Genomic DNA, 13839 nt, shown 5'->3' on the forward strand with positions numbered 1-13839 from the left:
CGAAACCACCCGATCCCCGAGCACCGCGAAGAGATCCCCCCGAAGGAGCATCATGACCACCATGAACCCCGCCGACACGTCGACCTGGCTGCCGCTGGACGGGCTGGCGCCCGGTTTCGACGCCAACCGCGCCCCGCGGACCTCCGCGCTCGCCGGCCGGCAGATCGACCTGACCGCGCCGAACGGCACCCGCATCGCGCACACGTTCGCCGAGGACGAGGTCACCTGGACCTACTCGCCCGGCGAGGGCGATCCGACCGCCCCGGCGAGCGACACCGACGCGTACGAGGCGTTCGAGGTCGACGACGAGCTGTTCTACGTGCAGTTCCACCACCGCTACCTGCCGAACGAGGCCGTCTCGCTGGTCATCGACCTGCGCGCGGGCCGCGTGCTCTCGATCATCAGCGAGATCCTCCCGACCCTCGAGCCCGGATCCACGCGGGTGGTGCACCACTTCGGCACCGCGACGATCGACGGCACGGAGGCGAGCGGTGCGGAGCCGCACCCCACGACCGCGCTCATCGGACGCCGCGTCGAGTGGGTCTACAGCCCCGAGCACGCCTACGAGCACGTCTACCTCTCCGAGCGCTGGTACAGCTGGCAGTGCCTCGCGGGACCGGAGCGCGGCCTCGCCGACACCGACGAGAACAGCGTGTGGGAGGTCCGCCCGGGGATCTACGTCTTCGCCTGGCGGGAGAAGGTCATCCCGTGCGCCTCCGTGACCATCGCGGATCACCGCGACGTGAACCGGATCCGCTCGCACGGCGTGCTGTTCGGGCTGGACGAGACCGGCGAGGTCCCGACCCACTTCACGTTCGGCGCCTGGGGCACGCTGCTCTCCGTCACCCGGCACACCCCCGCGCTCGAGCCGGCCGACTGGGGCTCCGCCCCGCAGGCGAAGGCCTGAGATGACCTCGCCCGCCGATCTCATCGTCACGGCCGCGACGATCCGCACGGTCGCGGCCGACGCCGCGGCCTCGGCGACCGCGTTCGCGGTGCGGGACGGCCGCATCGTCGCGGTCGGATCCGCGGGCGAGGTCGAGGTGCTCCGCGGTCCGCGCACCCGGGTGCTCGACGTCGGCGGGGGCGCCGTGTACCCCGGGTTCGTCGACGTGCACAACCACCACGCGCTGGCGGGGCGCACCGCCCTTTTCGAGCTGACCCTGCCGCCGTCGCTGACGCTGGACGAGATCCTGGACAGGGTCGCCGAGAAGGCCCGATCCCTGCCGGAGGACGCGTGGATCATCGGCGGCGTCGTGGCCAGCACGCTGCTGCCGACCCTCGCGAACACCGCCGCGCGGCAGCGCCTCGACGATGCCGCCGGGGGCAGGCCCGTGGTGATCGCGGAGGACTCGCGGCACAACCGCTGGGCGAACTCGCGGGCGCTCGAGCTCGCCGGAATCCGGGCCGACGCGATCCCCGCCGGCGGCGTCACCGTGCTCGATCCCGACGACGGAACGCCGACGGGGGTGCTGCTGGAGGCCGCGGGGATCCCCGTGCAGGAGGCGTACGACCGGGCGGGCGGGCTGACCGCCGCGCAGCACCGGCAGGCCTCCGCGCACGGCGTGGGCCTGGCGAACTCGTACGGGATCACCGCGTTCCAGGACGCCGGGGTTTCCCTCGACATCCTGGAGGCGCTGTCGGGCCTCGACGCCGACCACGCGCTGAACGCCTGGGTCGTCTCCTCCCTGCTCGTGAACGACGAGATCTTCGGGTTCGACCCCGTCGGATCCGCCCTGATCGATCGCGGCGAGGAGTTCCGCACCGCGCATCATCGGCCCGACTTCGTCAAGATCTTCCTGGATGGCGTGCCGCCGGCGCGGACGGCCTCCTTCCTGGAGCCCTACGTCCCCGACGTAGTCCACGGCGCGCACTTCCACGGCGAGACGACGATGGACCTCGACGAACTGCACGGGTGGCTGCGTCGCGTGGCCGAGCGCGGACTCGGCGCGAAGGTGCACTGCACCGGAGACGGATCGGCGCGGCTCGTGCTGGACGCGGTCGAGAGGCTGCGGGCGGAAGGGTTCACCACCGCGGTGCAGATCGCGCACGGGCAGTTCCTCGCGGACAGCGACATCCCGCGCCTCGCCGAGCTCGACGTCACGGCCGACATCTCGCCGTTCATCTGGTTCCCCGGCATCATCCCGCAGATGCTCGCCGAAGTACTCGGCGAGCGCGCGGAGCACTCGCAGCCCAATCGCGCCCTCATCGACGCCGGCGCGCTCGTCGCGGGCGGATCCGACTGGCCGGTGAGCGAGTCGCCCAACCCGCTGGAGGGGATCCAGGGCCTGGTCACCCGGGCCGACCCGCTGCACAGGGCGCCGGGCACGCTGTGGCCGGAGCAGGCGATCACCGCCGAGGAGGCGCTGCAGGTCTTCACCCGCAACGCCGCCCGTGCGATGGGGCTCGACGGGGAGACCGGATCGATCGAGGTCGGCAAGTCCGCCGACTTCGTGGTGCTCGACCGCGACGCGATCGGCGGCCCGGCGGAGGGGATCATCGACGCCCGCGTGCTCTCGACCTGGTTCGCCGGACGCGAGGTGTACTCCGCGGAGTGACGGCGCGGTCAGCGACGCTCGAACGGACGGACGCGTCCGCGCAGACGCCAGAGCAGCCAGAGGGCGCCCACCGGCACGGCCAGGACCGCGATCAGGATCGAGGAGTGCCAGAGGTCCAATCCGGATGGGAGGAGCGGGTTCGCCCCTGCACCGGGAGCGAAGAACCCGCCGTTCCCCTGCTGACCGAGCGGGTTCGCCCCCGCACCGTCCGACGGGGCCTGCAGGAGCGTTCCTGCGAGCGAGACGAAGAACAGCAGCACGGCGACCGCGAGCGGGAGGAGGATCGCGACCGTCTTCTCCCACCGCCGCCAGAACCGGCTCGACGTCACGAGACCCACCCCGATCACCCAGCCGCCGAACGGCACCAGGAAGGAGCCCGCCCCGAGCACGAGCGCCCCGGCGATCGCGAACCCCTTGGTGTCGACCATCGGCGGCTTCGGCGACGGCGCGGCGGGTGTGGCCGGGGCGACGACGATGATCGGCGACGGGTTCGCCTCCTCCTCGTCCCTGGCCGCGGCGGCGACCTGCACGGGATCGCCGAGCTGCGCGATCCGCTGGTGCAGCCCGGCCGCATCGAGTCCGTCGAGCTCCTCCGCGATCCCCGTGCGCAGGTCGTTCGCGACGCGCCACGGCAGATCCGCGATCGCGCTGTCGAGCCGGGCCAGATAGTCCTCACGCAGCTGCTGCGCGTCCCGATCGATCATGATGTCCCCTCTGCGGTCAGTGCCACGACGCTGCGGGCGAACGGCGCCCAGGATCGCCGGAATCCCTCCAGCTGCGCGGCCCCCTCCGTCGTCAGTTCGTAGTAGCGGCGCACCGGACCCGTCGCGGACGGCTGCTCGAACGTGCGCACCCAGCCGCTCTGCCGCAGGCGCGAGAGCAGCGGATAGAGCGTGCCGATGCTCGCGATGAGTCCCTCGGAGGAGAGGCGTTCCGCCAGCTCCCAGCCGTACATCGGTCCCCGTGCGAGCAGGCCCAGCACGCAGTACTCGACGACGCCCTTGCGCATCTGCGCCCCGACGTCCGGTGTCATGTCACACAAGCTATCGTGCAACGCAAGATTCGACAACCCGCCCGTCGCGCTCGCGTTCTAGACTTGATCCGGCACGCGCTCCTGTGCCGCGAGAGGATGCGGAATGCCGATCACGAGATCCGTGCTCGAGACCGCGCGGATCCATCCGGATCGTCCGGCGATCGCCGGCGAGGACGGATCCCTCACCTACGCCGAGCTCGTCGAGGACTCGCGGCGCCTCTTCGCCGTCGTCGACGCCGCGCATCGCGCGCAGCCCCGCCCGCCGGCCCCGGCACCCGAGACGCGGGGCATCCCGATCACCGCGGTCAGCACCGCGAGCGCGTTCCATGCCGCGAGGGTCGTCGCGGGACTGGCCGGCTACCGGGCGGTCTCGGCGACGATCGATCCCAACTGGCCGCTCAGCCACCGCGTCGGCGTGATCGAACGGGCCGGGATCGGGCTCGTCGTCGCCGATTCGCCGGATCTCGCGGACGCCCTCTCCCGTCGCGGGTGGACCGGAACGCTCCTCTCGCTCGCCGAGCTGCGCGATCGAGAGGCCGCCGCCCGCCGGGACGCCGGAGCCGGGGATCACGGCGCCGGTGCGCCGGCCGATCCCCCGACCGTGCGCGACGCGGAAGAGCCGTTCCTGCTGCTGTTCTCCTCCGGCACCACGAGCGACCCCAAGGCGTTCCTCAAGACACGGAGGCAGTACCGGGAGAACGTGGCCGTCTCCGCCGCGCACCTCGGGCCGCGCCCCGGCGTGCAGACCCTCGCGCCGGGGCCGGTCTCGTACAGCCTCACCCTCTACGCGGTGATCGAATGCCTCGCGACCGGCGGAGGCGTGCATCTCGCGGACCGGTTCGATCCCGCCCGGATCGCGACCCGGATCGCCGACGAAGGGATCTCGCGCGTGGTCGCGGTCCCCGCCGTGGTCTCCGCGCTCACCGACGCCGCACGACGGGATCCGGCCGCGCTCGCCGGGCTGGAGCTCGTCGTGACCGGCGGTGCGCACCTGTCCCCCGCGCTTCGCTCCGGACTCGCCGAGGTGCTCCTCGACGTGCGCCTCATCAGCTACTACGGCGCGGCGGAGATCGGCTTCATCGGTGACAGTCGCGACGGCGACGGCACCGTGCTCGACGTGTACGACGGGATCGAGGCCGAGGTCCGCGACGAGTCCGGCGCACGCCTGCCCGAGGGAGAGCTCGGGACGCTGTGGATCCGCGCGGCGGCCAGCTCCGACGGCTATCTCGCGGCGACGACCGACGCCGCCCTCCGCGATGCCGACGGCTGGGCGACCGTGCACGACCTCGCCCGGTACCGGGACGGGCGCCTGCAGCTCGCGGGGCGCGCCGGCGAGGTCGTCGCGACGGGCGGGCACAAGGTGTCGCTGCCCGAGATCGAGCGCGCCTTCGAGGCCCTGCCGGGGATCGCGGCCGCCTGCGCCGTCGCCGTGCCGGATCCGCGCCTCGGAACGCTCGTCGCGCTCGTCGTCGAAGCCCCGGCGACCGCCGCGGACGACGACCACCCTCCCGGCAAGGCCGCGCTGCAGGCCTGGGCACGGGAGCGACTCGCGCCGCAGTTCGTCCCGCGACGCTGGTACCGCGTCGACGCTCTGCCGCGCACCGCCGGAGGGAAGATCCGGCGCGGCGAGGCCGCCCTGCTCGTCGCTCGCGGAGAGGCGGAGCGGCTGTGAGCGCGCGCACGTCGCGCTCGGGTTCGCCGCGGCGGGTCGTCGTCACGGGTCTCGGCGCAGTGACCCCCAGCGGACTCGACGTGGAGGCGCTGTGGGATGCGGTCGTCGCGGGCCGCAGCGCGATCACCCGGCTCGACGCACCCGGTTTCGCGGGGCTGCCGGTGCGCATCGGCGCACCCGTCGTCGGATTCGACGCGACCGGCCTGGTCGACCCACCGCTCGCGAGACGCCTGAGTCCCGTGCAGCTCTGGTCGATCGCCGCGGCCGATCAGGCGCTCGCGCAGGCCGCCGCGGATCCGGACCGGGTCCGCGGCGGCCGGCCTCTGCCGTGGGACGCGCGGCGCACGGTGGTCCTCGCCGGCACGGGCTCCGGCCCCGTCGACCAGATGCAGGCGGCGACCCGCGCCCTCGACGACCGCGGACCCCGGGCCGTGCCGCTCTCGCTCGTCGTGCACGGGGCCCCGGATGCGGCCGCCGCCCTGCTCAGCCAGCGCTACGGCGCACGGGGCGCCGCGCACGGCGTGACCGCGACCTGCGCATCCGCCGCGGTCGCGCTCGGAGACGCGCTCCGGAGGATCCGCCACGGGTACGCGGACGCCGCGATCGTCGTCGGCATGGAGGACTGCCTGAATCCGGTCAACCTGTCCTCCAACGCGAATCTGCGCGCCCTCGCGCGCGGTGACGACGACGACCCCACGCGGGCCAGCCGCCCCTTCGACCGCGCGCGCAGGGGCTTCGCCATGGCGCAGGGGGCCGCCGCACTCGTGCTGGAGGCGGAGGATTCGACCCGCGCCCGCGGCGCCACGCCTCTCGCGGTGCTCGCGGGGTCCGGCGCGTCGAGCGACGCGCATCATCCGACGGCCCCGCGCCCGGACGGCCAGGGAGCGGCGGAGGCGGTGGCGGACGCGCTCGCGGACGCGGGGATCGACCCGTATGCCGACGACGGCATAGACCATGTCAACGCCCACGGGACCGGAACGCCGGCGGGGGATGCCGCCGAGCTCGCCGCCCTCGAACGGGTCTTCGGGGCCCTCGCCCGGTCGATCCCGCTCACCGCGACGAAGTCGAGCACCGGGCATCTGCTCGGCGCGTCGGGCGCCGTCGAGGCGGTCCTCGCGATCCGCACGCTGCAGACCGGGGTGATCCCGCCCACGATCAATCTCGACGACCCGGAGTTCCCCGACTGGGACATCGTGACCACTCCCCGCACGACCGGATCCGTCCGCCGGATCCTGTCGACCTCCTTCGGCTTCGGCGGCCACAACGCCGCCCTGATCCTGGAACACCCCGACCTCACGGAGGCATGATGACCGACCGACTCACCCGGCATGCCGAGCTCGCCGAGCGCTACCTGCCCGACGAGCTGCTCGCCCGTTTCCGCACGCGCGCGGCCGTGTACGACCGGGAGAACCGCTTCTTCGACGAGGATTTCGCCGAGCTCGTCGAGCGCGGCTACCCCCTGCTGTTCGTGCCGGAACGGCACGGCGGTCCCGGCCTCTCGCTCGACGAGGTCTCGCACCTGCAGCAGCGTCTGGCGTCGGCGGCGCCCGCCACCGCGCTCGCGATCAACATGCATCTGATGTGCACGGGCGTCGCGAAGGCGATGACCGACCGCGGGGACCACGCGCTCGACGCGGTCTTCGCCGAGGCGATGGCCGGGGAGATCTTCGCCTTCGGTATCAGCGAGCCCTCGAACGACTGGGTCATGCAGGACTCGCGGACCGTGGCGACCCCGAACGAGGACGGCGGCTACACGCTGAAGGGCGTGAAGATCTTCACATCCCTCTCCCCCGTGTGGACGCGCCTCATCACGCACGGGCGGGACGACTCCGACCCAGAGCACCCGACCCTCGTCTACGGCTTCCTGACCCGCGACGCACCGGGGATCGCCGTCTCCGACCAGTGGGACGTGATGGGCATGCGGGCATCGCAGAGCCGCGCGACGATCCTCGACGACGTGCGACTGGATCCGCAGCGCATCGTCCGCCGCATCCCCGTCGGACGCGTCCCGGATCTGCTCACCTTCGCGATCACGAGCAACTTCCAGTTGCTGATCGGATCCGTCTACGCCGGCGTCGCCCGGCGCGCGTTGATGCTCGGCGCGGAAGGTCTGCGGCGCCGGCGTTCCGCGAAGGCGGGCTCGTCCCTCGCGGAGGTGCCGGAGTCGCGCGTCCGGCTCGCCGACGCCTACGCCGAATTCCTCGCCGTCCCCGCACAGTTGGAGGCGTACTGCCGCGATTTCGACGAGCGGGTCGACCACGGATCGGACTGGCCGCTCCTGCTCGTGAGCGCGCGCCTGAACGCCTCCACCGCGGCGCGCCGAACCGCCGAGACCGCGCTCCTGTGCACGGGCGGCGCGGGCTTCGACGACGGCAGCGAAGCCAGCAGGCTCTTCCGGGACGCGACCGCGGGCCTGTTCCACCCGCCGAGCGCCGACGCCGCGCGACCGATGTACGCCGCCGCGCTGCTCGACGACTGACCGCGGGGAGGCGCGGCGCCCTCTCGGCACCGCGCCTCCCCGCCTGCGGGACGAGAGCGCCGATCAGAGCCCCGGCGCCTCGGCCGGTCGGGAGGTGCGCACGCAGAGGGCGAGCACGACCACACCGAGCGACAGCACGGCCCCGGCCAGGAAGGCGAGATGCGAACCCTGAGCTGCCGCAGCTGCGGTGGGGAGTTCGGGGTCCGCCGTTCCCGTCGCCGCGACGCCCGTCGCGTAGAGAGCGACGAAGATCGCCGTCCCCGCCGCTCCGGCGACCTGCTGCAGCGTCGCGATCGTCGCGCTCCCGTGAGAGTAGAGATGCGGGGCGAGCGAGCCGAGCGAGGAGCTGAACGCGGGCGTGAACAGGAAGGCGAGGGACAGCATCAGGGCGATGTGCGCGCCGAGCAGCACGATCCACGAGGAGTGCTCGCCCAGTCCCAGTGCCAGCGTCCACAGTGATCCGGCGAGCCCGATAGCCCCAGGCACGACCAGGGGACGCGGACCGAAGCGGTCGTACAGACGGCCCACGGTCGGGCCGGCGAGGCCCATGAGCAACCCTCCCGGGAGCAGGATCGCCCCCACCCACACCGGGTCCAGCCCGAGCGTGTAGCGGGCGAACTGGGGAAGCACGATGAACGTGCCGAAGAGGACGACCATGCCCGCCGTCATCATGGCCACCGCGATCGCGAAGTCACGCGACAAGAACGTGCGCAGGTCGAGCAGCGCCGCGTCCGTGCGCTGGAGGACGAGCTGACGCCAGACGAACAGGCCGAGGCCGACGACGCCCACCGCACCCGGGATCCACGGCGACAGAGCGGCCTGCCCGATCTCGGCGGCGCCGATCTGGCTCAGCCCGAACACGAGGGCCGAGAAGGAGAGAGCCGCGAGGACCACGGACAGCGTGTCGAGGGGGACGCGCCGGGTCTCCGACACGTTCGGCACCCGGAGCGCCCCGATCCCCAGCATCGCCATCGCGATGGGCGTCATCACCCAGAAGAGCCCCTGCCACGGCAGGATCTGGATGAGCGCGCCGGAGACGATCGGGCCGACGGCGGGCGCCACCGACATGACGATCGACACCCGGCCCATGACACGTCCGCGCTCCTCCGGGGGGACGATCGTCATCACGGTCGTCATCATCAGCGGCATCATCACCGCCGTGCCCGTCGCCTGGATGACGCGCCCCGCGACGAGCATCTCGAAGACCGGGGAACAGGCGGCGACGACGGTGCCGAGGACGAAGGCCGCCATCGCCAGCGTGAAGACCGTCCGGGTGCGCAGCCGCTGCATGAGCCAGCCGGTCGTGGGGATGACCACGGCCATCGTCAGCGCGAACGCGGTCGTGAGCCATTGTCCTTGCGTCGCGTCGACGTGCAGCGACTCCTGGATCCGCGGGAGCGCCACGGCCATCATCGTCTCGTTGAGGAAGACGACGAAGACGGCGGCCAGCAGCAGCCGCAGGACCGTGCGATCTCGGGCCGCGGTCCGGGCGGGGGTCGACGTGTCCACGTCGGCCGGAACGGTGGTGACGGTCATGTCCTTCTCCTTCTGAGGCGAGCCCGATCCCGTCATGCGCGACGATCGAGTAACTTCAAAAAATAAAGCACACTGCAAATAATGAAGTCAAGTGCTATTCTGAGATCCATGACGAATCAGCACTACGGCCAGTTCTGCGGTCTCGCGCGCGCTGCCGAGATCGTCGGACAGCGCTGGACGCTGCTCATCCTCCGCGACCTGTCCGTGGGCGCGCGGCGGTACTCGGACCTCGTCGCGGGCCTGCCGGGAATCCCCACCAACACGCTCGCCTCGCGCCTCAAGGAGCTGGAGGACGCGGGGGTCGTCGAGCGATCGACCCCCGCAGGATCGGAGCGGGCGATGGTCTACCGGCTCACGCCCCGCGGGCGCGAGCTCGCGCCCGCTCTCGATGCGCTCTCGCGCTGGGGCGCGGCGGGCATGCGCGAACCGCGCGAGGGCGAGATCGTCACCCCCTCGTCGATCACCGCCGCACTCCGGGTCGCGGCAGGGGACGGCTTCGTCCCCGACAGTTGGGACACGATCTACGACGTCCGGATCGGCGACATCGACGCGCACGTCGTGATGCGCGGCGGTCGGATCACCGCCGACCCCGGCCCCGCCGAGCGGGCGGACGTGAGGATCTCAGCGGGACCCGGCATCCGCGACCTGCTCGCGGGAACGCTGAGCGCCGACGAGGCGCTCTCGTCGGGTGCGGTCGAGGTCGACGGCGATCCGGAGCTGTTCGCGCGGTTCGCCGCCACGATGCGCGTTCCCTACAGCGCGAGCCTGGCGCTCGCCGGCGAGGCGGCTCCACCCGAAGGGTGACCTCGCAGCCTCAGGCCTCGGCGTCCTCGAGCAGAAACTGCGCCCCGAGCTCGCCGATCACGGCGGCCGGCGCGTTGGTGTTGCCCGTCGTGATCGTCGGCATGACCGAGGCGTCGATCACCCGAAGGCCCGGCACGCCGTTCACCCGCAGACGGGGGTCGACGACCGCCGTCGCGTCGGAGCCCATGCGGCACGTGCCGACCTGGTGGTGGTACGTGATCGCGGTACGCCGCACCCAGTCCTCGACATCCTCGTCCGCGACGTCCTGACCCGGATACGCCTCCGTCGCGCCCCACGTCTGAGCGAGCGCGGGGCGGGCACCGATCCGGCGGGCCTGGCGCACCGACGCGGCGAGCGCGGCGACGTCGCGGTCGTCCGAGAGCGCGCCGAGGTCGACGAGCAGCGGATCGGTCGTGTCGGGGCCGGAGATCCGCACGGTGCCGCGGCTGTAGGGGGTGACGAGCCCCGCCATGAGCGAGAAGCCGTCCCCCTCTCCGTGTGCGCCGGGGCGGGGCTCCAGCTCGCCCCACATCGGCACGGAGAAGTGGATCGGCTGCGTGTCGGGCTCCGCGAGATCGTCTCTGGAGCGCCAGAACAGGTGCGTCTGCGTGACCGAGACCCCCGGCTGCGGGGGACCGACGGGCTCGTCCGTCGTGAAGATCACCGGGGAGAGCAGGTGGTCGTGCAGGTTCGCTCCGACCTCGGGGGCGTCCGCGACCACGTCGATCCCGAGCCGCTCCAGGTCCGCCTTCGGGCCGATGCCGCTGCGCAGGAGGATCGCGGGGCTGCCGAGCGCGCCGGCCGCGAGGACGACCTCGTCGGCGCGCAGCTCGGATCCGTCCCCGAGCCGCACCCCGACCGCGTGCCCGTCCTCGACGATCACCGAGTGCACCTCGGCTCCGGTGAGGACGCGCAGATTCGGCGCGTCCTCGACGGGGCGCACGTAGGCCATCCACGTGTTGACGCGACGACCGTCGCGCATCGTGACCTGCTCCTGCGAGACGCCGTCGAGCACGCCCCCGTTGTAGTCCGGATTGCGGGTGAGCCCCTCCTCGACCGCGGCGTCGAGGATCGACTGCTGGATCGGGACGAGCGGGTAGTCGTCGGTCACGGGCAGCAGGTCGTTCTCGATCCGCTCGTACACGGGCTCCACGGCGGACCAGCCCCATCCCGTGGCGCCGTCGCGTTCCCACCCGTCGAAGTCGCTCGCCGCGCAGCGCACCCAGATCATCGCGTTGAGCGCATGCGATCCGCCCGTCACCTTGCCGCGCGGCAGATGCAGCCGGCGTCCTGCCGCATGCTCCTGCGGCACGGTGGCGTAGTCCCAGTCCTCGGCGGAGTGCCAGAGCTCGCCTGCGCGGGCGGGGTCGTGGATCGCCGGATTCGTGTCGTATCCGCCGGCCTCCACGAGGGTCACCTCCCAGCCGGCGTCGACCAGCCGGCGGGTGACGATGCTGCCCGCGGTGCCCGCTCCCACGACGATCGCGGATCGCGCCATGACTCAGCCCTTCCGTCCCGGCCCGGAGACGACCTGCGTCACCGAGACGGACTTGAGTCCCTCGACGCCGAACTCCAGACCGTAGCCCGAGCTCTTCACGCCGCCGAACGGCACCATGGGATGCAGGCCGCCGTGCGAGTTGATCCACACGGTGCCCGACTGCATCCGGGTCGCCGCGTCCCTCGCCGCCTCCGGGTCGCTCGACCAGACCGAGGCGCCGAGGCCCACGTCCACGGCGTTGGCCTGCGCGAACGCCTCGTCGACGTCGGTGTAGCGGATGATCGGCAGGGCGGGACCGAACTGCTCCTCCTGCACGAGCGCGGCGTCGTTGGGGATGTCGGCGACGATCGTCGGACGGTAGAACAGCTCGCCCAGCTCCGGTGCCGCCTCGCCGCCGGTCACGATGCGCGCACCCCGCGCCTTCGCGTCCTCGACGAGCCGGGAGACGATGTCGAACTGCGGCTTGTTCTGCAGCGGCCCCAGCACGTTGGCCTCGTCCAGGCCGTTGCCCATCGGAACGCTTGCGGCGATCCCGGCGAGCGCATCCACGACCTCGTCGTAGACGGAGTCGTGCACATAGAGGCGCTTCATCGCGGCACAGGTCTGGCCGGTGTTGATGAACGCGCCCCAGAACAGGTCCTCCGCGATCGCGGCCGGGTCCGTGCCCGGCAGGACGATACCCGCGTCGTTCCCGCCCATCTCCAGGGTGAGGCGCGCGAGGTTGCCCGCGGACGCCTCGACGATCTTGCGCCCCGTCGCGGTGGATCCCGTGAACATGACCTTGGCGATGTCGGGATGCGCGCTGAGACGCGCGCCGATCTCCCGATCCCCCGAGACCCCGATGAGCACGTCGGGCGGGAGCACCTCGTTCATGACCGAGAGCATCGCGAGCACGCTGAGCGGGGTGTACTCGCTCGGCTTGACGACGACCGTGTCGCCCATCCGCAGCGCAGGACCGATCTGCCAGATCGTGATCATGAGGGGCCAGTTCCACGGCCCGATCGCCCCGACCACGCCCGCCGCCTTGTAGACGAGCTCGGCATGCAGGTTCTCGTCGTCGACGAGCACCTGCGGCTCCAGGACGGTCGTGGCGTTCGTCCGCAGCCAGGCGGAGCACGCGCCGAGCTCGAACCGGGCGTTCGGCCCGTTGAGCGGCTTGCCCTGCTCCCGGGAGAGGAGGTGCGCGAGGGCCTCGGCGTTCGCGTCGATCGCATCGGCGGCGGCGAGCAGCAGCTCGCTGCGTCGTTCGTGACCGAGCGCCTCCCAGCCGGGCTGCGCGGCCTTGGCGCGGGCGATCGCGTCGTCGAGGTCGGCGACCGTCTGCACGGGGGCCCGGCCGATCGTCTCGCGCGTGGCGGCGTCGGGGATCTCCCGCCCCTCGCCCTCCGGCGGCTGGATGCGGTCGAGCAGTGCGGACACTGCAGACGAATCGGTCATCGTTCTCTCCTTCGAGCGTTCTGTCGACGATGCGTCTTCCATTGTCGATCCGCGACCGGCGCCCCCACTTGTCGGCGAGCGCGCCGCGCATGTCCGCCCGCGAAGGATCCGCGGACGAGGAGCGCCGCCGCCCCGGTACGCTGTGGACGGTGACCCGCATCTTCCCCGCCCATGCCGCCCTGCTCGACATGGACGGCACCCTCGTCGACTCGACCGCCGTGGTGGAACGGCTCTGGCTGGCGTGGGCGGCGTCGCACGGGCTCGATCGCGATCACGTCCTGGGGGTGATTCACGGACGCCAGGGGCATCAGAGCATGGCGATCCTTCTCCCGGATCGCCCGCACGCGCAGAACCTCGTGGAGAACAGGGCGATGCTCGCGGCCGAGAGCGACGACCTCGACGGCGTCGTCGAGGTGCCGGGCGCTGCCGCGTTCCTCGCCGCGCTCGCCCCCTACCCGCACCTCGTCGTCACGTCGGCGGACGACCGCCTCCTCCGGGCGCGCATGGGGGCGTCCGGCCTCGACGTTCCGGCCGACCCGGTGACCGCCGAGCAGGTGTCCGCCTCCAAGCCCGATCCGGAGGGCTTCCTCCTCGGCGCTCGGCGACTCGGCATCGCCCCCGCCGACTGCGTCGTCTTCGAGGACTCCGCCGCCGGGATCCAGGCGGCCCGGGCCGCGGGCATGCGCGTGATCGGCGTCGGCACCGGCTCCGCGGCGCACTCACCCGACGCCGTCGTGGCCGATCTCACGCACGTCCGGATCGCTCCGGACGGCGACGGCTTCGCGATCGCCGTCGACTAGGCCGTCCGACCTCGCGCCCGCT

The 13839-nt window shown here is 72.4% G+C and carries 12 protein-coding genes; 7 read left to right on the plus strand and 5 right to left on the minus strand.

The window, feature by feature from the left end:
- Positions 1–52 precede the first annotated feature (52 nt).
- Together Q0P88_RS00295 and Q0P88_RS00300 are read left to right on the plus strand one after the other, a co-directional pair.
- A complete protein-coding gene (locus tag Q0P88_RS00295; RefSeq protein ID WP_295010284.1) occupies positions 53–907 on the plus strand; it encodes a molybdenum cofactor biosynthesis F family protein in 855 nt (284 codons plus the stop codon).
- Between the two features lies 1 nt (position 908).
- Positions 909–2558: an amidohydrolase gene (locus tag Q0P88_RS00300; RefSeq protein WP_295010285.1), complete on the plus strand. Its 1650-nt coding sequence runs from the start codon at positions 909–911 to the stop codon at positions 2556–2558.
- A gap of 8 nt (positions 2559–2566) precedes the next feature.
- Here the strand turns inward: Q0P88_RS00300 and Q0P88_RS00305 are convergent, their stop codons facing one another.
- Positions 2567–3262: a hypothetical protein gene (locus tag Q0P88_RS00305; protein ID WP_295010286.1), complete on the minus strand. Its 696-nt coding sequence runs from the start codon at positions 3260–3262 to the stop codon at positions 2567–2569.
- Positions 3259–3591, minus strand: a complete 333-nt coding sequence (locus tag Q0P88_RS00310; RefSeq protein ID WP_295010287.1) for a PadR family transcriptional regulator — start codon at positions 3589–3591, stop codon at positions 3259–3261. Before Q0P88_RS00310 ends, Q0P88_RS00305 begins: the two co-directional genes overlap by 4 nt.
- 103 nt (positions 3592–3694) lie before the next feature.
- On the opposite strand from Q0P88_RS00310, the gene Q0P88_RS00315 reads away from it, so the two are divergent.
- The 3 genes from Q0P88_RS00315 to Q0P88_RS00325 are packed head-to-tail and all read left to right on the plus strand — an operon-like array spanning position 3695 to position 7742.
- Complete coding sequence (locus tag Q0P88_RS00315) at positions 3695–5263, plus strand: class I adenylate-forming enzyme family protein (RefSeq protein ID WP_295010288.1); 1569 nt, start codon at positions 3695–3697, stop codon at positions 5261–5263.
- The gene (locus tag Q0P88_RS00320) at positions 5260–6570 is read left to right on the plus strand and encodes a beta-ketoacyl-[acyl-carrier-protein] synthase family protein (RefSeq protein ID WP_295010289.1); all 1311 of its coding nucleotides are present in this window, start codon (positions 5260–5262) and stop codon (positions 6568–6570) included. The genes Q0P88_RS00315 and Q0P88_RS00320 overlap by 4 nt, the downstream gene beginning before the upstream one ends.
- Complete coding sequence (locus tag Q0P88_RS00325; protein WP_295010290.1) at positions 6570–7742, plus strand: acyl-CoA dehydrogenase family protein; 1173 nt, start codon at positions 6570–6572, stop codon at positions 7740–7742. The genes Q0P88_RS00320 and Q0P88_RS00325 overlap by 1 nt, the downstream gene beginning before the upstream one ends.
- Before the next feature lie 63 nt (positions 7743–7805).
- Here Q0P88_RS00325 and Q0P88_RS00330 read toward each other — a convergent pair whose 3' ends face one another.
- Positions 7806–9278: a DHA2 family efflux MFS transporter permease subunit gene (locus Q0P88_RS00330; RefSeq protein ID WP_295010291.1), complete on the minus strand. Its 1473-nt coding sequence runs from the start codon at positions 9276–9278 to the stop codon at positions 7806–7808.
- Between the two features lie 108 nt (positions 9279–9386).
- Here Q0P88_RS00330 and Q0P88_RS00335 point away from each other — a divergent pair, with 108 nt between their 5' ends.
- Positions 9387–10082 carry a winged helix-turn-helix transcriptional regulator gene (locus tag Q0P88_RS00335; protein ID WP_295010292.1) on the plus strand — a complete coding sequence of 232 codons (696 nt, stop codon included), beginning with the start codon at positions 9387–9389 and terminating at the stop codon, positions 10080–10082.
- Between the two features lie 10 nt (positions 10083–10092).
- Here the strand turns inward: Q0P88_RS00335 and Q0P88_RS00340 are convergent, their stop codons facing one another.
- Positions 10093–11580, minus strand: a complete 1488-nt coding sequence (locus tag Q0P88_RS00340; RefSeq protein ID WP_295010293.1) for a GMC family oxidoreductase — start codon at positions 11578–11580, stop codon at positions 10093–10095.
- 3 nt (positions 11581–11583) lie between these two features.
- Positions 11584–13017, minus strand: coding sequence for an aldehyde dehydrogenase family protein (locus tag Q0P88_RS00345; RefSeq protein WP_295010294.1), 1434 nt, complete (start codon positions 13015–13017; stop codon positions 11584–11586).
- An 89-nt stretch (positions 13018–13106) separates the two neighbouring features.
- On the opposite strand from Q0P88_RS00345, the gene Q0P88_RS00350 reads away from it, so the two are divergent.
- Complete coding sequence (locus tag Q0P88_RS00350) at positions 13107–13817, plus strand: HAD-IA family hydrolase (protein WP_295010295.1); 711 nt, start codon at positions 13107–13109, stop codon at positions 13815–13817.
- Positions 13818–13839 lie beyond the last annotated feature (22 nt).

This window comes from uncultured Microbacterium sp. (assembly GCF_945952435.1).
GTDB lineage: Bacteria > Actinomycetota > Actinomycetes > Actinomycetales > Microbacteriaceae > Microbacterium.

Bases quoted from the DNA above. Each gene is read 5' to 3' on its own strand.
- Q0P88_RS00330 (WP_295010291.1), bottom strand. From the start codon at position 9,278: ATGACCGTCACCACCGTTCCGGCCGACGTGGACACGTCGACCCCCGCC.
- Q0P88_RS00300 (WP_295010285.1), top strand. From the start codon at position 909: ATGACCTCGCCCGCCGATCTCATCGTCACGGCCGCGACGATCCGCACG.
- Q0P88_RS00335 (WP_295010292.1), top strand. From the start codon at position 9,387: ATGACGAATCAGCACTACGGCCAGTTCTGCGGTCTCGCGCGCGCTGCC.
- Q0P88_RS00340 (WP_295010293.1), bottom strand. From the start codon at position 11,580: ATGGCGCGATCCGCGATCGTCGTGGGAGCGGGCACCGCGGGCAGCATC.
- Q0P88_RS00305 (WP_295010286.1), bottom strand. From the start codon at position 3,262: ATGATCGATCGGGACGCGCAGCAGCTGCGTGAGGACTATCTGGCCCGG.
- Q0P88_RS00295 (WP_295010284.1), top strand. From the start codon at position 53: ATGACCACCATGAACCCCGCCGACACGTCGACCTGGCTGCCGCTGGAC.
- Q0P88_RS00310 (WP_295010287.1), bottom strand. From the start codon at position 3,591: ATGACACCGGACGTCGGGGCGCAGATGCGCAAGGGCGTCGTCGAGTAC.
- Q0P88_RS00350 (WP_295010295.1), top strand. From the start codon at position 13,107: ATGTCCGCCCGCGAAGGATCCGCGGACGAGGAGCGCCGCCGCCCCGGT.
- Q0P88_RS00315 (WP_295010288.1), top strand. From the start codon at position 3,695: ATGCCGATCACGAGATCCGTGCTCGAGACCGCGCGGATCCATCCGGAT.
- Q0P88_RS00325 (WP_295010290.1), top strand. From the start codon at position 6,570: ATGACCGACCGACTCACCCGGCATGCCGAGCTCGCCGAGCGCTACCTG.
- Q0P88_RS00345 (WP_295010294.1), bottom strand. From the start codon at position 13,017: ATGACCGATTCGTCTGCAGTGTCCGCACTGCTCGACCGCATCCAGCCG.